Origin of the sequence: Actinomadura napierensis (genome assembly GCF_039529375.1) — a bacterium.
In the GTDB taxonomy this organism is placed as follows: domain Bacteria; phylum Actinomycetota; class Actinomycetes; order Streptosporangiales; family Streptosporangiaceae; genus Spirillospora; species Spirillospora napierensis.
Genome location: NZ_BAAAMR010000140.1, coordinates 1 through 22,225, shown reverse-complemented (window position 1 = coordinate 22,225; position 22,225 = coordinate 1). Strand labels below are relative to the sequence as shown.

15 protein-coding genes and 1 pseudogene are annotated in these 22,225 nt (G+C 74.2%); 4 read left to right on the top strand and 12 right to left on the bottom strand.

What is annotated here, in order from left to right; genetic code table 11:
• On the top strand, positions 1-1,029 hold a 1,029-nt coding region (locus ABD296_RS43695; RefSeq protein ID WP_344282376.1), incomplete at its 5' end, for an HNH endonuclease signature motif containing protein.
• Between the two features lie 162 nt (positions 1,030-1,191).
• Here ABD296_RS43695 and ABD296_RS43690 read toward each other — a convergent pair.
• From ABD296_RS43690 to ABD296_RS43665, 6 genes are all read right to left on the bottom strand, one after another.
• Positions 1,192-1,971, bottom strand: a complete 780-nt coding sequence (locus ABD296_RS43690) for an SDR family NAD(P)-dependent oxidoreductase (protein ID WP_344282373.1) — start codon at positions 1,969-1,971, stop codon at positions 1,192-1,194.
• A gap of 61 nt (positions 1,972-2,032) precedes the next feature.
• Complete coding sequence (locus ABD296_RS43685) at positions 2,033-3,310, bottom strand: sigma-70 family RNA polymerase sigma factor (protein WP_344282370.1); 1,278 nt, start codon at positions 3,308-3,310, stop codon at positions 2,033-2,035.
• A 22-nt stretch (positions 3,311-3,332) separates the two neighbouring features.
• Positions 3,333-4,547 (bottom strand): PP2C family protein-serine/threonine phosphatase, encoded by a 1,215-nt coding sequence (locus ABD296_RS43680; protein ID WP_344282367.1) that lies wholly within the window; start codon positions 4,545-4,547, stop codon positions 3,333-3,335.
• Positions 4,548-4,625: 78 nt separating this feature from the next.
• Positions 4,626-5,687 (bottom strand): acetate/propionate family kinase, encoded by a 1,062-nt coding sequence (locus ABD296_RS43675; RefSeq protein WP_344282364.1) that lies wholly within the window; start codon positions 5,685-5,687, stop codon positions 4,626-4,628.
• A 13-nt stretch (positions 5,688-5,700) separates the two neighbouring features.
• Positions 5,701-8,073 carry a phosphoketolase family protein gene (locus ABD296_RS43670; protein ID WP_344282361.1) on the bottom strand — a complete coding sequence of 791 codons (2,373 nt, stop codon included), beginning with the start codon at positions 8,071-8,073 and terminating at the stop codon, positions 5,701-5,703.
• Positions 8,074-8,230: 157 nt separating this feature from the next.
• Positions 8,231-9,787: a gamma-glutamyltransferase gene (locus ABD296_RS43665; protein ID WP_344282358.1), complete on the bottom strand. Its 1,557-nt coding sequence runs from the start codon at positions 9,785-9,787 to the stop codon at positions 8,231-8,233.
• A gap of 398 nt (positions 9,788-10,185) precedes the next feature.
• On the opposite strand from ABD296_RS43665, the gene ABD296_RS43660 reads away from it, so the two are divergent.
• Positions 10,186-11,469: an amidase gene (locus tag ABD296_RS43660; RefSeq protein WP_344282355.1), complete on the top strand. Its 1,284-nt coding sequence runs from the start codon at positions 10,186-10,188 to the stop codon at positions 11,467-11,469.
• A 19-nt stretch (positions 11,470-11,488) separates the two neighbouring features.
• On the opposite strand, the gene ABD296_RS43655 is transcribed toward ABD296_RS43660, so the two are convergent.
• From ABD296_RS43655 to ABD296_RS43640, 4 genes are all read right to left on the bottom strand, one after another.
• Positions 11,489-13,042 (bottom strand): toprim domain-containing protein, encoded by a 1,554-nt coding sequence (locus ABD296_RS43655; protein ID WP_344282352.1) that lies wholly within the window; start codon positions 13,040-13,042, stop codon positions 11,489-11,491.
• Between the two features lie 59 nt (positions 13,043-13,101).
• Positions 13,102-15,813 (bottom strand): AAA family ATPase, encoded by a 2,712-nt coding sequence (locus ABD296_RS43650; protein ID WP_344282349.1) that lies wholly within the window; start codon positions 15,811-15,813, stop codon positions 13,102-13,104.
• 149 nt (positions 15,814-15,962) lie between these two features.
• Entirely contained in the window at positions 15,963-16,919 is a 957-nt protein-coding gene (locus ABD296_RS43645) for a serine hydrolase (RefSeq protein WP_344282346.1), read from the bottom strand.
• Positions 16,916-17,878, bottom strand: a complete 963-nt coding sequence (locus ABD296_RS43640) for a LysR family transcriptional regulator (protein WP_344282343.1) — start codon at positions 17,876-17,878, stop codon at positions 16,916-16,918. Before ABD296_RS43640 ends, ABD296_RS43645 begins: the two co-directional genes overlap by 4 nt.
• A 123-nt stretch (positions 17,879-18,001) precedes the next feature.
• On the opposite strand from ABD296_RS43640, the gene ABD296_RS43635 reads away from it, so the two are divergent.
• Positions 18,002-19,651: a penicillin-binding transpeptidase domain-containing protein gene (locus tag ABD296_RS43635; protein ID WP_344282340.1), complete on the top strand. Its 1,650-nt coding sequence runs from the start codon at positions 18,002-18,004 to the stop codon at positions 19,649-19,651.
• 69 nt (positions 19,652-19,720) lie between these two features.
• On the opposite strand, the gene ABD296_RS43630 is transcribed toward ABD296_RS43635, so the two are convergent.
• Entirely contained in the window at positions 19,721-20,752 is a 1,032-nt protein-coding gene (locus ABD296_RS43630) for a magnesium transporter CorA family protein (RefSeq protein ID WP_344282337.1), read from the bottom strand.
• A gap of 49 nt (positions 20,753-20,801) precedes the next feature.
• The gene (locus ABD296_RS43625) at positions 20,802-21,833 is read right to left on the bottom strand and encodes a LacI family DNA-binding transcriptional regulator (protein ID WP_344282334.1); all 1,032 of its coding nucleotides are present in this window, start codon (positions 21,831-21,833) and stop codon (positions 20,802-20,804) included.
• 93 nt (positions 21,834-21,926) lie between these two features.
• On the opposite strand from ABD296_RS43625, the pseudogene ABD296_RS43620 reads away from it, so the two are divergent.
• Positions 21,927-22,225, top strand: a pseudogene (locus ABD296_RS43620) (MFS transporter); the annotation flags it as partial.

Here is a 22,225-nt window from a genome sequence, read left to right as displayed (position 1 = left end):
GGGTTTCCGTCGACGCGGGCGTGGTTGCGGTCGCGGTTGGGGATGCGGGAGAACCGCACCACCGAACGCCTCATCCTGGCGAGGCAGCGGGATCGGCTTCCCCAGGTCGCCGAACGCCTCGCCACCGGGGAGCTGTCGTATGGGTACGCGGCCACGGTCGCGCAGAGTGTGGCGCGGTTGGAGGACACCGACTGCGCCCAAGCCGAGACCACCCTGCTCAGTTTCGTCGAGCAGGGGTTCTCGGCGGCGAAGGTGGCGGTGTTCGGCCGCCGCATCTGCGACATCATCGCCGAACGCGACGGCACGGAGACCGGCCCCGGTGAAGACGTCAAGCGCGGGTACGCCAAGTCGTGGATCACCAGCACCGGTTCCCTGGACGGCGGCCGCTACATCAAGGGCTGGCTGAACGCCGAAGACGCCGCCATCTGGGACGGCACCCTCGCTCCGCTGGCCAAGCCGGCCGGGCCCGACGACCACCGCGACGCCGCAGAACGCACCGCCGCCGCCCTGTCCAGCGTCCTGTCCGGTGGACACAAGGCCACCAAGGTCACCGTCATCTGCGACCTGGAGACACTGACCGGCGGCAATGCCCCGGCCCGCCTGACCGACGGCACCCCGATCCCCGCCGCCCAGGCCCGCCGCATCGCCCTGTCGGCCGGTGTATCGCCGCTCCTGCTGGGGCGCGGGCACACGCCGCTGTATCTCGGGTACCGGGAACGGTTCGCCAGCGCCGCCCAACGCCAAGTCCTCGAAACCCTGTACCCGACCTGCGCGGTGCGGGAATGCGAGATCCCCGGGACGCTGTGCGAGGTCGACCACGTCAACGGCTGGGCCCTCGGACACTCACCCACCGACATTGACCAGCTCGCCCTGACCTGCGGGTGGCACAACCGCTTCAAACACACCAGCCCGAACCAGATCGGGATCAGCAAAGATCCTGACGGGCGGTACGTCTACCGGCTTCTTCCACCCCGAGACAGAGCGGCGCCCCGCGCGACCAGTCCGCCCGGTCTCGACCGGGCCGCCTGATCAAGGCGAGCGTGTCAGTGCGCACCGGTCGGCCCGCAAGGGCCGCACCCCTGCGCAGGCCGAGCGAGTGATGACCGACAAGGCCTCACCTGGTCGCTTGCCTATTCGCGGGGAGGCGATGCCGGTTCTGTTGGGGTGACCGGCATCGCCTTTCGCGGGGTGTCAGTCGGTGAAGATGCCGCTGGTGGCGTTGACGAAGGTGCCGGTGATGGCGGCGGCGCCGTTGGAGGCGAGGAACGCGGCGGTGTCGGCGATCTGGGCGAGGGTGGGGGAGCGGCGGAGCAGGCGCATCTCGTCCAGGCGGGTCAGGAGGGCCTGGAAGGCGGCGTCGTCCATGGGCGGGCCGAACCGGGAGAGCTTCTCGGGGGAGAGAGTCTCGGGGAGGCCCGCCGTCCAGATGCCGACGACGCGGACGCCGGCGGGGCCGCACTCCTGGGCCAGGTTCCGGACGAGGGTGTCGATGGCCGCGTCCGCGGGGCCGGTGCCGCCCATCATCGGGCTGCCCTTCGCGGAGCCGCTGTTCAGCGCGAGGACGACGCCGGAGCCGCGCTCGGACATGTGGCGGGCGGCGGTCCGCGCGGTGATGAAGTTCGCGGTGACGCCGGTCGTGATGGGGCCGACGAAGTCGTCCACGGACATCTGGGTGAGGGGCATGCCCTGCACGTCGCCGCGCGTGATCAGGTTGAGGGAGACGTCGATGCCGCCGGCTTCGGCGACGCGGCGGGCGTGCGCCTCGACGGCCTTCTCGTCGAGGGCGTCCAGGACGGTCACGTCCGCGCGGCCGCCGTCGGCGGTGACGGCGGCGGCGACGGCGTCGAGGGGCTCGCGGGTGCGGCCGGCGAGGTGGACCGTGGCGCCTTGGCGGGCGAAGGTCGTCGCTACGGCGGTGCCGATCGAGCCGCCGGCGCCGTAGATGATCGCGTTCTTGTTCTCCAGCAGCATGGCCGTGTTCCGTTCTCGCGTGGGTGTCGGACGTACATGGAGACGCACGCGGCCGGAGAACTCATCGGTCCAGTGTCAGCGGCAGTCCGAAGGCGGGGAACAGGTGCGGTTCGAACGAGGTGATCTCGGCGATCAGGCCCTCCTCGATCCGCAGGACGTCGAGGACCTGCGCCCGGTAGACGCTCGTGCCGGGGCGCTGGACGTAGCCGCCGAGCGCGAGTTGGCCGTTGGCGCGGGTCGGCAGGTGGCGCCAGCGGCCGATGTACGCAGGTGAGGACGGGGCGAAGGTCTGGGAGAGCATGCCGATGATCGCGTCGCGTCCGCCGAACCAGATCGGGTTCGGGGGCATGGTGATGCGGACGTCCTCGCGCAGCATGGCGGTCATCGCGGACGTGTCGCCGTCGACGGCGGCCTTCATGTAGCGGTCGAGGAGGTCGCGTTCGGCTTCGGACGGGTCGGTGCCGCGCGTCCATTCGTCACGCCGTTCCGGGAGACGATCGCGGAGGGCGGGGCGGGCGCGCTGGAGGGCGCTGTTGACCGAGGCCACGGTCAGGTCGAGGGCGGTGGCGGTGTCGGCGGCGGGCAGGCCCAGGACGTCCCGCATGATCAGGACGGCGCGCTGCTTCGGCGGCAGGTGCTGGATCGCGGCGAGGAACACCAGCTCCATCGTCTCCGAGGTCTCCGCCGCCGCCTCGGGGTCGTCCGGGAAGGGCTGCAGCCAGGGCAGGAACGGCGGTGCGGTCACGTCGTTCGAGGGTGGGACGGGGGACGGGGCGTACCGCTGCGGGCGGCGCTCGTTGCGGCGGAGGAAGTCCAGGCACGCGTTCGTGGCGATGGTGTAGAGCCAGGTGCGCGGGCTGGAGCGGCCCTCGAACGCTTCGCGGTTCCGCCACGCTTTCAGCAGGGTCTCCTGGACGAGGTCTTCGGAGTCGTCGTAGGAGCCGACCATCCGGTAGCAGTGCACCTGCAGTTCGCGCCGGTGCGGTTCGACGAGCCCGGCGAAGTCGATCTCGTCGCCGTCCCGGAGGGGATTCGTCACGGGCTCCGGCGTGACGGATTGCGCCGCGTCCTTCGCCACCCGCGCGATGCGGCGCAGCCGCCCGACCGACGACGACAGGTCGCGCACCTCGGCGTAGAACGGCGCGGGGTCTTCGGGGGCGAGCCCTTTCACGCGGCGCTCGATGTCGGAGATCAGGTCGTGGACGGTGTCGCCGCCGGCCCGCCGCGTCCGGTACGCCTTCTGCCGGCACGCGGCCGAGCAGTACACCGACGCGCGTCCCGGGCGCCCGTCCGGACGCGCCAGGGCCTTCCCGCACACCCGGCACGCGCCTTCCGTCATGCGCCCAGAGCGTAGGGCACGGTCAGGGTTTCCGCTGGAGCAGCAGGAGGGCGACGTCGTCGGCGGCCCGTTCGCGGCCGATCAGCGCGGCCATCACCGCCGCGCCGACCTGCTCGGGATCGCCCGCGTAGACCGCGTCGCACAGCCGCGCGATGCCGCTGTCGACCGAGTTGTCCCGCCGCTCGATCAGCCCGTCGGTGTAGAAGCACAGCAGGCCGCCGGGAGGGAGGTCGACGACCGTGGTCGACCGGGTGATCTCCGTGGTGAAGCCGATCAGGAGGTCGAGCTTCAGGTCGACGGCCTCCGCCGGGCCGCCGGGCCGGGCGAGGACCGGGGGCGGGTGGCCGGCCGAGGAGATCCGGATCCGGTCCAGGGAGGGGGCGCACACCGCGTACAGCACGGTCGCCGTCGCGTTGGGCTCGAAGTGCAGCATCTTCCGGTCGAGCTTGCCCAGGGCCTCCGCCGGATCGGTCGTCTCCAGCGCGTAGGAGCGCAGCGAGCTGCGCATGCGGCCCATCACGACGGCGGCGGGCAGGCCGTGCCCCGCCACGTCCCCCATGACGATGCCGATCTCGCCCGAGGGGAGGACGAAGACGTCGTACCAGTCGCCGCCGACGTTCTCCTTGCCGGGACGGTAGCGGGCGGCCATCTCGACGCCGGGGATGTCCGGGAGGGCGGACGGGATCAGGCTGCGTTGCAGCTCAAGGGCGCCGGCGCGCTCGGCGCGGCTCATCAGCGATTGCACGGCCAGGGCGATGCGCGACGCCGCGAGTTGCAGGAACTCGGTCTCGTCCGCGGTGAACCGGCGCGGTGCCAGCGTGCCGACGTGCAGGACCCCGACCAGCCGCCCGCCGCCGATGAGGGGGACGCCGAGCAGGGAGTGCAGGCCCCGCTGAACCAGCAGCGGGTTGAACACGCCCGCGCTGGCCACGTCGGGGATGTAGACCGGCCGCCGCTCGGCGGCGACGCGTCCGGCGAATCCCTGCCCCACGGGCACGTGCACGCCCTGGCTGACCTCTTCCTCTATGCCCTTCGCCACCGTCGCCTCGAGGAACCGCCCCTGCCGGTCCAGGAGCAGCACGACGGCGGTGTCCACGCCCAGGATGTGGCGAACGCGGTCGAGGAGGGTGTCCAGGAACTCGTCGACGTCCAGATGGGCGAGCGCCTCGTCGGTGATCGCCTGGATGTTCTCGAGCTTCCGGTTGAGGCTCTCCAAGTCGTCTGCCGGTCTGTCCATCGCCGTCATCGTATGCGTGATACCTGGCGCTTTACCGGCGGTGGCGCAGTTTGGAGGAGGTCATTGCCATCGGGCGCGTCACCGGAGGCATCTCCGGACGCCTTCGGCGATCTCCAGGTCCTCGCGGGCGGTGACGACCAGGGTGCGGACGGCCGAGCCTGGCGCGGTGACGTCGGTGTCGCCGCGGGCGCCGTCGTTGCGGTGCGGGTCGACGGAGACGCCGAGGAACGCGAGGTCCTCGGCGAGGCGGTGCCGGACGAACGGGTCGTGCTCGCCGACGCCGCCGGTGAAGACGAGCGCGTCGAGGCCGCCGAGGGTGGCGGCCATCGCGGCGGCGCAGGCCCGCAGGCGGTGGTGGTAGACGTCGAGGGCGGCGAGGGCGACGGCGTCGCGGGCTTCGGCGCGTTCGCGGATCTCGCGCATGTCGCCGGTCCCGGTGAGCCCCCGCAGGCCGGAGCGGCTCTCCAGGGCGTCGTCGACCTCGGACGCGGGAACGCCGTGCTTGATCAGCCACAGCGGGATGCCGGGGTCGACGCTGCCGGCGCGGGAGGCCATGACGAGGCCCTCCAGGGGCGTGAATCCCATCGTGGTGTCGACAGAGCGGCCCTCGGCGACGGCGGCGAGGGACGCGCCGGAGCCGAGGTGGCAGATCACCATCCGGGACGGGACGGAGCCGAGGAGTTCGCCGGTGCGGCGGACGGCGTAGGAGTACGACAGGCCGTGGAAGCCGTAGCGGCGCAGGCCGTACCGGTCGCGCCATTCGCCGGGCAGCGCGTAGGTGGCGGCGGCGTCCGGCAGGGTGGCGTGGAAGGCGGTGTCGAAGCAGGCCACGGCGGGGACGTCCGGCAGCGCCTCGGTGATCTCCGAGAGCGCGTGCAGCGACGCGGGCTGGTGCAGCGGGGCGAGGTCGGCGAGCGCCTCCAGGCGTTCGGTGACCTTCGCGTCGACCACGACCGGTCCGGTGAAGTCGGGGCCGCCGTGCACGAAGCGGACGCCGACCGCGTCGGGTCGCGGCATGTCCGCGACCATCGGCGCGATCTCGTGGCGGGCGCCGGCGTTCTCGGTGACGACGGAGCCGCCGGAGTCGAGGAGGCTCAGCTTCAGGCTGCTCGACCCGGGGTTGACGGTGAGGATGCGCATCGGCACGGCCTCCCTAGTAGGGCCAGGTCCAGTCGCGGACCTCGGCCGCGTCCTCGCCGTGCTCGCGGGTGTACGCGCGCAGGGCGAGGCGCTGGTCGGCCATGCGCTGGCGGATGTGGGCGACGCGGCCGCCGAGGGACGGGACGCGGTCGATGACGTCCATGACGAGGTGGAAGCGGTCCAGGTCGTTCAGCATCACCATGTCGAACGGGGTCGTGGTGGTGCCCTCCTCCTTGTAGCCGCGGACGTGCAGGTGGTCGTGGCCGTGGCGGCGGTAGGCGAGCCGGTGGATCAGGTACGGGTAGCCGTGGAACGCGAAGATGACCGGTTTGTCGGTCGTGAAGAGCGCGTCGTACTCGCGGTCGGGCAGCCCGTGCGGGTGCTCGGTGTCGGGCTCCAGCCGCATGAGGTCCACGACGTTCACCACCCGGACGCGCAGGTCGGGGAAGAGTTGGCGGAGGATGTCGACGGCGGCGAGCGTCTCCAATGTCGGGATGTCGCCGGCGCACGCCATGACGACGTCGGGATCGGCGCCGCCGTCGGTCGACGCCCACTCCCAGATGCCGATCCCGCGCGTGCAGTGGGCGATCGCCTGGTCCATCGGCAGCCAGTTCAGCGCGGGCTGCTTCCCCGCGACGATGACGTTGACGTAGTCGCGGGAGCGCAGGCAATGGTCGCCGACGGACAGCAGCGTGTTGGCGTCCGGCGGCAGGTAGACCCGGACGATCTCCGGCTTCTTGTTCATGACCACGTCCAGGAAGCCGGGGTCCTGGTGGGTGAAGCCGTTGTGGTCCTGCCGCCACACGTGCGACGACAGCAGGTAGTTCAGCGACGCGATCGGGCGCCGCCACGGCAGGTGCCGCGTGACCTTCAGCCATTTCGCGTGCTGGTTGAACATCGAGTCGACGATGTGGACGAACGCCTCGTAGCTGTTGAACAGGCCGTGCCGCCCGGTCAGCAGGTAGCCCTCCAGCCAGCCCTGGCACAGGTGCTCGCTGAGCACCTCCATGACCTGCCCGTGCGGGCTCTGGTGCTCGTCGGTCGGCAGCCGCTCGCCCTCGAAGACCCGGTCCGTGGCCTCGAAGACGTCGCCGAGCCGGTTGGAGGCGGTCTCGTCCGCGCCCATGATCCGGAAGTTGGACGGGTTGCCCCTCACCACGTCCCGCAGGAACCCGCCGAACACGCGGGTGGCCTCCGACGTCGTCGTACCGGGCTTGCCGACCTCGACGGCGTAGTCGCGGAAATCGGGCAGCGCCAGCGGCCGGAGCAGTAGCCCGCCGTTGGCGTGCGGGTTGGCGCTCATCCGGCGCTCGCCGTCGGGCGCCAGCCCGGTCAGCGCGGGAACCGGGCGCCCCTCCTCGTCGAACAGCTCGCCGGGACGGTAGGAGAGCAGCCATTCCTCCAGCTGAGCCAGATGCTCGGGGTTGTCGCAGACGCCGGTGAGCGGCACCTGGTGGGACCGCCACGTGTTCTCGACGGGCAGGCCGTCGACCACCTTCGGCCCCGTCCAGCCCTTCGGCGACCGCAGAACGATCATCGGCCAGCGGCGCCGCGGGACGTCCTCCCCGGCGCGGGCCGCCTGCTGGATGTCGGCGATCTCGTCCAGCGCCTGGTCGAGCGCGAGCGCCATCTTCCGGTGCATCGACTCCGGCTCGTCCCCGCTGACGATGATCGGACGGTGCCCGTAGCCGTCGAGCAACTGGACGAGCTCCTCCTCGGAGATCCGCGCCAGCACCGACGGGTTCGCGATCTTGTAGCCGTTGAGGTGCAGGATCGGCAGCACCGCCCCGTCCCGGGCGGGATCGACGAACTTGGTGGAGTGCCAGGACGCCGCGAGCGGCCCGGTCTCCGCCTCGCCGTCGCCGACGATGCACGCGACGACCAGGTCCGGGTTGTCGAACGCGGCCCCGTAGGCGTGCGCCAGCGAATAACCCAGCTCGCCGCCCTCGTGGATCGATCCAGGCGTCTCGGGCGCGACGTGGCTCGGGATGCCGCCGGGGAACGAGAACTGCCGGAACAGCCGCCGCATGCCGGGCTCGTCCCGCGACACGTCCGGATACACCTCGCTGTAGGTGCCCTCCAGCCAGGCGTTCGCGACCGCCGCCGGGCCGCCGTGCCCGGGCCCCATGATGTAGATCATGTCGAGGTCGCGCGCCTTGATGACCCGGTTTAGGTGGGCGTAGCAGAAGTTCAGGCCGGGGGAGGTGCCCCAGTGCCCGAGCAGCCGCGGCTTGATGTGCCGGCGCCTCAGCGGCTCCCGCAGCAGCGGGTTGCCCAGCAGATAGATCTGCCCTACCGAAAGGTAATTCGCGGCTCTCCAGTACGCGTCGATCCGCCGGACCTCGTCGTCGGACAGGGGGGTGGGCGCGGTGGCGGCCTCGGTCATGGCGCGGTCCCTTCGGTGCTCGGCGGACGCCCGGAAAGGACGACGTCCCCGCTGTGGCCCCCGTCAACCCCACGCCCGACTCGCGGCGAGGGCGCGGATCAGCTCGTGGAAGCCGTGCCGCGCCTGCGGATCGAACGCTCTTGCCGGCCCGAGCCGCTCAGCGGACGCGGGGGAGGGCGAAGGGGCAGGGGCCGTCGCCGCGCAGGCCGCCGCCGGGGCCGGCCTCGATGAGCTGCGCCTCGCCGAACTCCTCGTCCTCCGCCGCCGCCCGCACGAGGTGCCCGTAGCCGGGCAGGCGGCGCGCCCAGGCGTCCGGGGCGCCGGCCTGCAGGTCGAGACGGATCGGGGTGTTGCCCTGCGGCGCCTCGAACGGGCCGAGCCCGCCGGCGAGCCGCCAGCGGGGCGCCGCGAGCGCGTCCTCCGCCGGCGCGCCGCGCAGCAGCCGCACGAGGATCTGCAGGTCGACCTGCGGCTGGATCCCGCCGCCCGCGCAGCCGAGGACCGCCCGGAACGTGCCGTCGGGCCGCGTCGCGACGACCGGCACGAGCGTGTGCGGCGGGCGGCGCCGCGGCCCGTACTCGGCGGCCGAACCGGGCGCCAGCGTGAACCCCGCGCCGCAGTTGTGGAGGTTGATCCCGGTTCCGGGCTCGAACAGGAGCGAGCCGAGGCCGGTGCCGTTCGACTGCTGCAGCGCGATGGACATGCCCCGGTCGTCCACGGCGCAGACACAGGCGGCGTCGCCGGACTGGACCGTTCCGCGCCGGCGCCAGTGCCGGGCCGGGTCGATGGCGGCGCGGAGCGCGTCGATGCGGTCCGGGCGGAGGAGCGCCGCGGCATCCGCCTCCGCGCGGCCGCCGGAGGCCGCGAGCACGGACTCGGCCAGCAGGTGCGCCCAGCCGGGGTCGGCGGGATCCGACAGGTCGAAACCCGTGGCGACCGCGAGGGCGGCGAGCAGCACGTGGCCCGGCGAGTTCGGCGGGGCCGTCCACACGTCGTGCCCGAACGCGCGGACGCCGAGCGGGCGCTGCCACTCGGCGGCGGGCTCGGCGAGGTCGGACGGCGCGAACAGGCCCCGGCCGATGTGCAGCAGGCCGTCGCCGAACTCGCCCTGGTAGAACCCCGAGCGGCCGTCCGCGACGATGCCCCGCAGGGCGCGGGCGATCCCCGGGCGCTTCACCTGCTCGCCGGGGCGCGCCGGCCACGCGAGCCCGTCGCCGCCCGGGGCGTCCCGACAGGCCGCGACGAGGCCGGGGGTGGCGGTGAAGCCGCGCTCCGCGTGCAGGACGGCCGACTCCAGCACCTCGGCGAGCGGCATCCGGCCGTAGCGGGCGTGCAGTGCGAGCCAGCCGTCCACGCAGCCGGGGACGGTCACCGACCGCACGTCGTGCCGGACGGGCATCCGGCGGCGGCCCTCCGCGCGCAGGGCGGCGGCGTCGGCGCCCGACCCGGCGCGGCCGGAGGCGTTCAGCGCGGCGGGCGGCCCGGGACCGTCCCGTTCTAGCGCGTGGACCAGCGCGAACAGGTCGCCGCCCATCCCGCAGCACTGCGGCGCGACCACCGCCAGCACGGCGTTCGCCGCCACCGCGGCGTCGGCCGCGGACCCGCCGGCCCGCAGGATCGCCAGGCCCGCCGAGGACGCGCGGTGGTCGGCGGTGCAGATCATCGCCCGGTCGGCGGTGCCGGTGATCTCCTGCTGGTCCACCGGCGCGTTCACGTCATCGACGGTAGTTGCCGAAAGCCGCAGATGAAAGGCCTTGTCAGTGCATTTGACAGCCGAACCGGAGTGTTGTGAGGGCGGCCGGGGAGGCCACGGCGGCGGGTGCGCGCCTACAGACCGCGCCGCCGTGGCCCCGTCCCCCCACCCGGCTGTGGACGGCACCGGTTACAGGGGCGGCGGCAGGGCCGCCGCCCCGCCCCCCAGCGAACCGGCGGGAACGCCTCCACAAGGTGCGATGAAGCTTGCCGCGTACCCGTGCGTAGGTTCACGCGTCCGGCGGCACCGTCGCCGAACGGTCGCTTTCCTGCGGCGAGCGGCCCGGCGGCGCCGGTGGAGGGCGCGGACCGCGCGCCGGTACGTTTGGGGCGATCCTTGTGGCGATCATGGGAGGCGCGATGACCGGTTTCTTCGCCGGGCGGACGCTCGACGGCCTCGGCCGCGACCTGCGGTCGGGCGCCGCGACGGCGGCCGGGTTGCTGGCTCGCGCGCTGGAGTCGGTCGACCCGTCCCTCAACGCGTTCGTCATCGTGGACGCCGAGGGCGCGGCGGCCGCCGCCCGCACCGCCGACGAGGAACTCGCCGCCGGACGCGACCGCGGCCCGCTGCACGGCGTCCCCGTAGCGATCAAGGACATCATCGACGTCGCCGGCCTGCCCACCGGGATGGGCTCCGACCACTTCGCCGGGCACATCCCCGAACGCGACGCCGCCTGCGTCGAGAGCCTGCGCGCCGCGGGCGCGGTCATCGTCGGCAAGACCACCACGCACGAGTTCGCCTACGGCGCGAGCGGCGACACCGCCGTGAACGGCCCGTCCCGCAACCCGCACGACCCGTCCCGCATCTCCGGCGGGTCCAGCGGCGGCAGCGCGGTGGCCGTCGCCGCCGGGATGGTCCCGCTCGCCATCGGAACCGACACGGGAGGGTCCGTCCGCATTCCTGCGGCCTTCTGTGGCATCGCCGGGTTCAAGCCCGCCTACGGCGCCGTCCCGACCGAGGGCGTCTTCCCGCTGTCGGTCTCCTTCGACCACGTCGGCGTGCTCGCCGCGACGCCGGCCGACTGCTGGACGGCCTACCAGGTCCTCAAGCGGCCCTCGCCCGGCGATGCCGAGCCCGCGCCGGTGCCCGGTGACATCCGCGTGGCGTGGGTCGAGAGCGGGCCGGTCGAGCGCGATGTGGCGGAGACCGTCCGGCGGCTGGTCCCCGACGCGCTTCCGGTGCGGCTCGACCTGCGGGAACTGCGCCGCATCTTCGCCGCGATCCAGGACAGCGAGGCCTACGAGGTGCACGTCGAACGCGTCGCGGACGCGCCGGAGCTGTACCAGCCGGTCACCCTCGACCGGCTGCGCCGCGCCGGGGAGACGCCCGGCTGGCGGTACGTCCGGGCGTCCCGCGAGCGGGCGCGGTTCGTCGAGGAGGCCGCCGCGCTCCTGCGCCGCCACGACGTGCTCGCGCTGCCGACCGTCCCGATCACCGCGCCGGAGATCGGGCGGCTGGAGTGCGGGCTGGGCCCGGTCCAGCCCGCCCTGCTGAGCCTGACCTGCCCATGGAACGTCCTCGGCCTGCCCGCGCTGAGCGTCCCCGCCGGGACGGTCGGCGGGCTGCCCGTCGGATTGCAGCTGGTCACGGCCGCGGGCCGGGAGGAGCTGCTGTTCGCCCTCGCCGCGGGAACCGCGGCGTGACCCGGCGCCCGAGGCGGGGTCAGGGACGTTCTGAGAGGTGGTCGGTGAGGGCCTCGGTGACCAGCGGCGCCGGGAGCGCGGTGCGCGCAGCGAGGCGGACGACCTGGCGGGCGGCCCCGGACGGTCGGGCCGCGATGGGCGAGCAGGCGGCGCGGAGGGCGGCGAGCCGCTGCTCCGGCGTGCTGAGGGAACCGCCCGCGCGGGCCGCCGCCGCGTCCACGACCGCGTCCATCAGCGGGATCGTGGCGTCGAGGGCCTGACGGAGTGCGGCGCCGCCCTGCCCGGCCAGGACGCCGGCGGGGTCGCGGCCTTCGGGGAGGCGTGCGAGGTCGAGCGGGCCGGCGACCCGGCTCAGCACGTCCCACGCGCGGACGGCGGCCGACCGTCCGGCCGGGTCGTCGTCCAGGGCGATCAGGACGCCCGTCGCGGCGAGGTCGGCGGCGTCCGCGAGCGCGGCCAGGTGGGCGGCGGTGAGGGACAGCCCGCAGGTCGCGACCGGTGCGAACTCCCGCGGCTCCGCAAGCGCGACGGCGATGGCGTCCAAGGGCCCTTCGACCAGCACGGGACGCGCGCCCGCCGCGAGCTGCTCGCTGGCCTCGTGCAGGCCGTAGAGGAGCTCGCGCTTGTGGAAGAAGTCCGTGTCGGGGCCGTTGAGGTACTTCGGCCCTTCCGCCTCGTCGGCGCGCCGGCCGATGAACCCGGCGACCGTGCCGTCCGGCCGCCGGATCGCGAACATCGCGCGGTCCCGGAACATGTCGTGCAGCCGTCCCGCGCCGCCGCGCCGCGCCAGCCCGGACGCGACGACCGCCTCGTCGCCGTGGCCGAGGGAGCGCAGATGGTCGATGAGGGCGTGCGCGGCGTCCGGCGCGTAGCCGATCTGCCGCCGGCGCTGCACGGGCGGAGGGAACCCGCGCCCGTCCAGGTAAGCGGGTACCCAGCTCGACTTGAGGCGGGACCGGAAGAAGCGGTGCGCGTCCGGCAGGACCCCGCCGGACGGGTCGCACGCGCGGTCGTGGACGCGGCGCGCCGTCCGCAGGATCCGGTCGCCGGCCGCCGGACCCGCCCAGAACGCGTTCACCGGGAAGACCGGCGGGTCCGGATCGAGGCCGAGCCACGACAGGACCAGGTACGCGACCGAGTCCGCCTCCACCCGCCGGACGCCCTCGCCCCCACGGCACAGCTCCCCGGCCAGCCGGCGGACGGCCTCCCCGGACACGCGGGACCGCACGCCGGCGGCGGGAGGCAGCGGGAGCCCCGTCGTCTGGGCGATGTCGAACACCGCGTACGGGCGGCCCGCCCGCGACAGCACGCGGATGCCGGTCTCGCCCCTGCTCACCTGCCGTCCGGCGGCCCGCCAGTCCGCGTAGGAGCGGACGTCGGTCGCGGCGCGCCACTGGGCGCCGATCAGCAGCGTGTTGACGTAGCCGTGGCGCCGCCCGTGCAGGACGGCCCGGTCGAGCCACCACGTCCACGGGCGGGTGCCGTCGCGCAGCAGGGACGTCTCGTGGGCGGCCATGTCGCTCAGCAGCTTGGCCAGGCGGCGCTGGTCGTCCTCCCAGGGGGTCGCGGTCACGGGTCTCCCTCGCCTTCGCGCGGTCGGGCGGGGAAGCCGCTTACGTCATACCCGGTGCGTCACAGGTACAGGCCGAAGAACTCCTCCGGATGCTCCAGCAGCGGCGGCAGGTCCTCGGCGGTGAGGGTGAGCAGGTCCTTCTTCGCGGGCGGCTTCGCCGGCACGGCGTCACCGGACGCGCCGACGGCCACGGACGCGATCCGGTCGGCCTGGTTGGCGACGGCGACGTCCAGCAGGTTGCGCATCAGCCGGCCGTTGCCGAACGACGGGCCGCGCGGCGCTCTGCGCAGCATCGAGCGCAGCACGTCGTCGGTGCCGGGCGCGAGGCGGAACCCGTCGGCCTCGGCGAGCTGCCCGAACACCGTGATCAGCTCGTCGTCGGTGTAGTCGGGGAAGTGGATCTGCTTGGGGAAGCGCGAGTCCAGGCCGGGGTTGGCGGCCAGGAACTCGGCCATCTCCTGCTCGTAGCCGGCGACGATCACCACGAGGTCGTCGCGGTGGTCCTCCATCAGCTTGACCAGCTCGGCGATGGCCTCGTGGCCGTAGTCGCCCTTCAGCGGCGACTGGGTGAGGGTGTACGCCTCGTCGATGAACAGCACGCCGCCGATCGCCCGCTCGACCAGCCGGCGGGTGCGCGGCGCCGTCTGGCCGATGTACTCGCCGACCAGGTGCGCGCGGGACGCCTCGACCAGGTGCCCCGACGACAGCACGCCGAGCTTCTTGTAGATCCGGCCGAGCAGCCGCGCCACCATCGTCTTGCCGGTGCCGGGGTTGCCGGTGAACACCATGTGCCGCGTCGGCGGGGTGATCCGGAGGCCGGACTCGCTGCGCAGCCGGGCTGCGTGCGTGCCCGCGACCAGCAGCGCGATCTCGTGCTTGACGGTCTCCAGGCCGGTGAGGTCGCGCAGCTCGTGCAGCGGGTTCCCGGCCGACTGGGCGGTGTCCAGCGCGGCGGGCACGTCGCCCTTGCGCACGACGAGCTCGGCGCCGTCCCCGGTCCGGGCCCGGACCGCCGCGACGACCTGGTCCGCGAGGTAGGGCGCCAGCCGGGCGTTGCGCAGCGACTGCATCGGCGGCGTCGCGGCCAGCAGCGCCCCCGCCGCCTCGACGGCCTGCCGGGTGGCGCGCACGCCGAGCCGGTCCAGCGCGCGGCGGAACAGCTCCGCGTGGCCCTGCGCGGTGAACGGCCGGGTCCGCGCGATCCGGAACCGGCCGGGCAGGACCGGGTTGACGTCGCGGATCCGCTCGTCGCCGCCCGCGTCGCACAGCACGACCAGGTTCAGCTCGGCGTGGATCGCCAGCAGCCGGTGCAGCTCGTCGGCGATGGCCTCGCCGTTGCCGGGGTCGGCGACGATGCCGTCCAGCCCGTCGATGACCAGCAGCCGGTCGCCGGCGCAGTCGCGGGCGTCGGCGTGCAGCTTGGCGACCGCGTCCGACAGCCGCTGCCCGGCGTACAGGTTGTCGGTGACCCACAGCGGGTCGCGGCCGAGCGCGAGCGCCTTGCCGAGCTCCTGCGCCGCGTCCCGCTTGCCGGTGCCGTCCGGGCCGGCGATCAGCAGCCGGACGGGGTCCTTGCCGCGGGTCAGCTCCTCCAGCGCGGCGGTCAGCTCGGGCTGCTCGACCAGCGTGCTGGCCAGCTCGGCGCGCGTCCCGGACGCCGCCGCGCCCGGCTCGCCGTCCGGGCCGGCCTCCTCGGCTCCGGCGGGCGCCTTGAGGGTCTCGGTGAGCGGGTTGACGACGCGGCGGCGCGGCGCGTACAGCCGGCGCAGGTCGGTCTGGAACTGCCCGACCGGGATCCACTCGGCCTTGGGGAACCACGGGTCGCCGGGCAGGCCCTGCACGATCGCGACGAACCGCATCGCCATGTCGAGCCAGGCGCGGCACGCGTCGGCGGCGCCCGCGACCAGCGCGCGGACCAGCCAGGCGCGGGTGCGCTGCTGCCAGGCGTCGGCCTTGAAGCCGCGGCGCTCGGCGGGGAAGCGCTGCTGCAGGTCGTGGTAGCGGTCCTCGCCGAGGGCGGCGGCCAGCTCCGCCGGGACGTGCTCCATGCTGCCCTGCAGCAGCAGCTGGATCAGGTGCGACTCGACCGACTCGTCGCGCGGCGCGGCCTCGGCCAGGATCGCGTACGCGGCGAGCAGGCCCTCGCAGACCCAGTCGAGGTAGCCGACGGGGCCGAGCAGCTCGGGGACGGCGGCGACGATGTCGTCGCCGGCGTTCGCGTGCCAGTGCTCGCGCAGCTCCATCTTGGGCAGGTTCACGTCGCACTCGGGCGGGTCGGAGTACAGCCGCAGCAGCGCCTTGCGGCGCTCCTCCAGCGGCTCGACGCCCTCCAGCACGCCCAGGCACTCCCGGGCCAGCTCGATCGCCAGCTCCCGGTCGGGCGCCTCGATCAGCCAGTCCACCGGGGGCCGCCACCGGCCGCCCGGCGCGTCCCAGCGGGTCATCCGGGTGCTCAGCGCGCCGGGGTTGGCCAGGTGCCGGTGCAGCAGCCGCTCCGGCAGCTGCGACCACGACCCCGCCTTGATCGCGCCGCCGCCCGGCAGGAACGCCAGGATGCCGAAGATCTCCGCGGTGACCAGCGAGGCGGGCAGCGTCAGCAGCTTGTGCTCGTCGGTGGTGAGGTCCGCGGCGCGGGGGTCGTTCGCCAGCGCGTCGATGCGCGCCGAGATGTCCTCGAACAGCCCGTCCGGGACGCGCCACGGCCCGTGCGCGTAGACGTCGAGCACCGGCTCGTCGGTGAGCAGTAGCTCCAGATGCTCCGGCAGCCGCAACGCGTTCCTCCAAGAGAGATCAAAGCAGGGGTACAGCCTACGTTCAGGCGCGGAGTGCTGGTTTAGCGGTCGGCCGGATCGCCGGTATCGGGTCGGCCACGTTCGGTCACGCCGGACGAGTGGGACGCCGGGCGGGCGTGGCACCGCGTTCAGCGGCGGCGCAGCGACTCCACGGCCAGCCGCGCCGCCGTGCCGATCACCGCGTCGGCCTCCGGCCGCACCGCGACCGGCAGCAGCGACCGGGTGAACACCGCGACCGCGTACCGGCCGCCGTCGGGGTACTCCACCACGCCGACCTCGTTGCGGACGGTCAGCAGCGTCCCGGTCTTCCCGCTGACCAGCACGTCGTCGTAGGGGAAGCCGGACGACAGCCGGTGCGGCCAGACCTGGAGGCCGAACAGCCGGCGCATCGCCGCGCACCCGTCGGGCGGCGCCGCCTCGTCCCGCCAGACCGCGCCGAGCAGCCGGGTCATCTCCCGGGGCGTGCTGCGGCTCGTCCGGGCGGGGTCGAGGGCCCGCAGCCGGGTCATCATGCCGGGCTCGTCCAGCCGCGCCCACACCTCGGGGAACCCGGCGGCGTCCGCGTCGGCCAGCAGGTCGTCGAACAGTTGCCGGCCGCCGCCCGTCACCACCGTCTCCCGCAGGCCCATCGCGTCGGCGGCGGCGTTCACCGCGTCCAGCCCGACCCGGTCCAGCAGGACGTCCGCCGCGGCGTTGTCGCTCACGGTGATCATCAGGCAGGCCAGGTCGCGCAGCGACATCCGGACGTCGTCCAGCAGCGCCGACACGCCGGTCGGGCCGGACGTGCGGTCCCCGGCGGGCAGCGTGACCTGCTCGGTCGGGTCGAGCAGCCCCTCGGCGGCCCGGCGGTGGAACGCCACCAGCAGCGGCACCTTGAACACCGACGCCAGCACCACCGGGTCGTCGGCGCGGACCGCGACCTCCCGCCCGGTGTCGACGTCCGCCGCGTGCAGGAAGCCGGTCACCCCGGCGTCGCGGAACGCCGCCTCGATCCGCGCGGCGGTCTCCCGCGCGGCGGTCTCCCGCGCGGCGCCCTCCCGCGCCGCGGTCTCCCGCGGGGCGCCTCTCTCCCGCGTGCCGGTCATGCCAGGAACCCCGAGGACGGGCGGGCCACGACGCGGCGGGCGGGCGCGCCGTCCAGCGGCGCCATGCCGGCCTCGCGGCGCAGCACCTCGGTCGCGACGGCGGTGAAGTCGGCGATGGCGCGCTCGTGCTCGGCGTCGCGGGTGCGCCGCCACGCGCACGACGTCCGCCACGCCAGCGGCTCGCCGACCAGCGGACGCCACGTCACCCCGGCCGTGTCGTCGGTGCGCGGGACGAGCGCGACGGCCGTCCCGGCGAGGACCAGGCCGAGCGCGAACTGCGGATGGCGCGCCTCGTGCACGGCGGGCGGCGCGTACCCGTGCCGACGGCAGGCGGCCAGCACCTCGTCGTAGGCGCCCGGCGCCTCCTCGCGCGGGAAGACGACCAGGTCGCGGCCACCGAGATCGGCGAGGTGCACCTCCGGGGACGCGGCGAGGCCCGCGTCCTCCGGCAGCAGCACCCCGACCGGCTGGCCGAGCATCGGGCCGAGCCCGAGGCCGCGCGAGTCGCACGGGTGCCGGACGATCCCGGCGTCCAGCGCGCCGTCGGACAGCGCGCGGACCTGCTCGGCCGTGCCCGTCTCGCGCAGGTCGAGCCGCAGGTCGGGGCGGCGGTCCCGGAACGCGGCGATCAGCGCGGCGACGATCGGCCCGCCGAGGTCGCTCGGCAGCCCGGCGCGCACGGTGCCGACCTCGCCGAGCCGGGCCCGTTCGGCGAGGGAGTAGACGCGGTCCACGCGGGTGAGGATGTCACGGGCGTCCTCCAGCAGCAGCCGGCCGGGCGCGGTCAGCTCCACCTTGCGGCTGGAGCGGTCGAACAGCCGCACCCCGAGCTCGCGCTCCAGCCGCTGGATCCGCTGGCTCAGCGGCGGCTGGGCCATGCCGAGCCGCTCCGCCGCGCGCCCGAAGTGCAGTTCCTCGGCCACCGCGACGAAGCAGGTCAGATGCCCGACGACGTTCACGACCAGGGACCATATCAAAACACCTATCACTGCCACCCGGATATCAATCTTGGACATCCGGCCGTTCACCTGGTGTTCTAGGGCATCCGACCGATGCGAGCCCGGAAGAGAGGACACCCGAACATGCGCCGATCCCGCGTGGTCACCGTCGCCGCAGTCGCGGCCGTGGCCGTGCTCGTGGGGGCGGGAGCGGTGTGGTTCCTGCGGGACGGGGAGAGTCCCGGGGACGCCGCGAAACGCTACCTGGCGGCCTGGAGCCGCGGTGACTACACCGCGATGCGCGCCCTGACCACCGATCCGCCCGCCGACTTCACCACCCGGTTCAGCCGGCTGCACGACGACCTCGGCGTCACCGCGCAGCGCTACACCGTCGCGTCCGTCGGCGACGCGAAGGGCGACACCGCCGGCGGCTCCTACACCGCCGCCCTGACGCTCGCCGGGAACCGCACCTGGAACTACGAGGGCGCGCTGCCGCTCACCAAGCACGACGGCAAGTGGCGCGTCTCCTGGTCGCCCGAGGTCCTGTACCCGGGGCTGAAGGAAGGCCAGCGGCTGCGGGCCGCCCGCGCCTGGCCCGCCCGCGCCGACATCAAGGCGGCGGACGGCGGCAGCCTCGCCGGATCGCCGTCCGGGTCCGTCCAGCAGCTCACCGGGCCGCTCGGCCCCGCGACGGCAGACGCCGCAGGCAAGCTCGGCGCCCCGTACCGCAAGGGCGACACGGTCGGAACCGACGGGCTGCAGAAGCAGTACGAGAAGCGGCTCGCGGGCACGCCCGCCCTCGCCGTCCAGATCGTGGACGCGGGCGGCAAGGCGGTGAAGACGCTCAAGCGGTTCGGCGGCGCCGAGGGCGAGCCGCTGACGACCACCCTCGATCCGAAGGTGCAGGCCGCGGCGGGCAAGGCCCTCGGGGCCGCGTCCAAGCCCGCGTCGCTGGTCGCGCTCCGGCCGTCCACCGGCGAGATCCTCGCCGTCGCGAACAAGCCGGGCGGCTACAACCGGGCGCTGATGGGCCGCTACCCGCCGGGCTCGACCTTCAAGGTCGTCACCGCCGCCGCGCTCGTCGCGGGCGGCATGTCGCCGTCCACCAAGGTGCCCTGCCCCGCCACCACCACGGTCGGCGGCCGCTCTTTCCACAACTACCAGCACGAGAACTTCGGGACGATCGCGCTGCGCGAGGCGTTCGCGCACTCCTGCAACACCACGTTCGCGCGCCTCGCCGTGGACAAGCTGGGGGAGAAGCGGCTCGCGCAGGTCGCCGCGCAGTTCGGCTTCAACGCGCCGGTCGTCGCCGGACTGCCCGCCGTCCGCGCCTCGTTCCCGGACAACAAGGACGACACCGCGTTCGCCGCAGCCGCCTTCGGGCAAGGCGAGGTGCTGACCAGCCCGCTGAACATGGCCTCGGTCGCCGCAGCGGCGGCGAGCGGCGTGTGGCGCTCGCCCCGGCTCGTCGACGCGTCGCTGGCCGGGCAGGCCGTGGACGCGGGCGGGCGCAAGCCCGAGCCCCCGCACAAGCTGGAGCCCGCGGTGAAGTCGGCGCTGCACTCGCTGATGCCCGCCGTCGTCAGCGAGGGCACCGCGTCCGGGGTGGACTTCCCGTCCGGCACGGCCGGCAAGACCGGGACCGCCGAGTACGGGTCCGGGACGAACCCGCCGACCCACGCCTGGTTCATCGGCTACCGGGGCGACCTGGCCTTCGCCGTGATCGTCGAGGGCGGCGGCACCGGCGCCGAGGCGGCGGCGCCCATCGCCGCGAACTTCCTCAACTCCCTCTGACCGGCCGTGCTCCCGGCGCGCCGTTCCGCTCGTGTGCGGAGCGGCGCGCCGCCGGGACCCGGCCGGCCGTCAGAGCCAGTCGCGGTACTTGAAGACGGCGTAGAGGCCGACGCTGCACACCACGATGATCACCGAGCTGACGATGAACCCCGAATGCGCGGAGAATCCCGGATACGGGACGTTCTGCCCGTAGAACCCGGTGACCGCCGTCGGCACCGCGATGATCGCCGCCCAGCTGGTGACCTTCTTCATCACCTCGTTCATCCGGTTGCCCTGCAGCGCGATCCGGGTGTCCAGCAGGTTCGCGACGAGGTCGCGCAGGCTGTCGGTCCACTCGCCGACCCTCAGCGTGTGGTCGTAGACGTCCTGCAGATAGGGCGCGAGCGCGGGGGCGACCATCCGCAGGTCCCGGCGGAGCAGCGTGTTCACCACCTCGCGCATCGGCAGCGCGACCCGGCGCAGCGCCACCAGGTTCTTGCGCAGCCGGAAGCTGCGGCGCTGGATCTCGCGCACCGGGAACGACTCGTCGAAGATCATCGACTCGACCTCGTCGGCCTCGTCGTCCAGCGCCTGCACCGCCTCCAGCTGCAGGTCGACGACCATGTCGAGCAGCCCGTACAGCAGGTAGCCCGCGCCGGTCTCCCCGATGTCCACGCCGGGGCTCCCGTCCCACCGCCTGACCAGCGCGTCCATGTCGAAGCCGGGGCCCTGCCGCACGGTGACCAGCGCCCGGTCGGCGAGGAACGCCGACACCTCGTGCAGGTCGAGTTCGCCGTCCCGCACCCGCGGGACGTAGACGTTCAGGAACGCGTAGCGCTCGTAGCGGTCGATCTTCGCGCGCTCGTGCCGGGACACCGCGTCCTCGACCGCGACCGGGTCCAACCCCAGCTCGTCGCTGATCACCTGGAAGTCGGCGCGCTGCGGCGCGCACAGGTCGACCCAGACCACCGTGTCGTCCTGGTCGAGGTAGTCGCTGACCTCGGCGACCGGGAAGTCGTGCGCCTCCAGCTTCCCGCCGCGCCAGACCCGCGTGCGGGGCGGGGGGATCTCGGCCGGGCCGGCCGGGCCCGGCTCGGAGCCGGTTTCGGAGGGATGTGCCATGCGCCCCCTTATACCCCTGCCCCGGGGAGATCACGGAGTGTCCGGGAGATCACGGCGGCAGGGGAGCGCGCGGCGGCGCCGACGAACCGCGCACCACCAGCCGCCCGGGCAGCACCCGGGGCGCCGGACGGCCGCCGTCCAGCAGTTCCAGCAGCGCGGTCATGCCCTGCGCGCCCATCTCCTCGGCCGGCAGCCGGACGGTCGTCAGCTCCGGCTCCAGCGCGGTCGCCAGCAGCACGTCGTCGAACCCGGTGACCGACACCTCGCCTGGCACGTCCAGCCCGAGCGCCCGCGCCGCCTTGTAGGCGCCCGCCGCGATCAGGTCGTCGTCGCAGACCAGCGCGGTCGGCGGGTCGGGCCGCGCGAGCAGCCGGTGCGCCGCGTCCCGCGCCGAGGCGACGTCGATCGCGCACGCCGCCCGGGCCAGGGCGCCGCCGGGCAGCGCCGCGACCGCGGCGGAGAGCGTCTCCGCGCGCGCCCGGAACGTCCACTGGTCGACGCCCGCCGCGACATGCCCGATGCGGCGGTGGCCGAGCCCCGTCAGATGGTCGGCGATCGCGCGCATCCCGTCCGCGACCCCGAAGTCGACGGTCGGGACGTCGGCGTGCGGGCCGCTGTCGAGCAGCACGGCGGGCGTCCCCTGGAACCGCTCCAGCGCGGCGGCCGGCATCGAGGACGCCAGCACGCCGTCGATCGCCTCGTGCGGCGCCGGGAACGGGCTCTCGGCCGGGCCGTCCGCGTCGTCCGGCCAGGTGGACACCACGACGCCGAGCCCGTGCCGCGCGGCGACCCGCGCCGCGCCGGTGTAGACGGGGCCGAAGAACGGCGCGGACAGCGTCGGCACCATCAGCAGGACGGTCCGGGTGGTGCCGAGCCGCAGGTTCCGCGCGGCCGGGTTGGGCCGGTAGCCGAGCCGCTCGGCGGCGACCCGCACGCTGCGCGCGGTGGCGGGGGAGACCCGGCCGCTCCACTTGCCGCCGAGCACCAGCGACACCGTGGACTGCGAGACCCCGGCCTCCTGCGCGACGTCCTTACTGGTGGGACGGCCGGCCAGCGGCACCTCGGCCTCCCTCGCGGACATCGGGCACGGAAAACAGACTAGAGCCGGACCCCGGTGAAGTGGTACGTATGACCCACGGGGTAATACGTATGACTGACGCGACGGGGACACGGGATGCGGGGCTACGTCGACTTCCTGCGCCGGCCGCACGCGGCGCGCCTGCTCGCCGGCACGCTGCTCGGCCGGCTGCCCAACGGCATGGGCGCGCTCGCCGTCGTGCTGCACGTGCGCGCCGACGGCGGCGGCTACCCGCTCGCCGGCACCCTCGCCGCCGTCCTCGGCCTGGCGATGGCCGCCGGCCAGCCCGTCCTCGGCCGCGCGATGGACCGCTACGGCCAGCCGCGCGTCCTGCTGCCCGCCGCCGCGCTCGTCGCCGCCGGGTTCGCGCTGCTCGCGGGCGGGGGGGGGCGCGC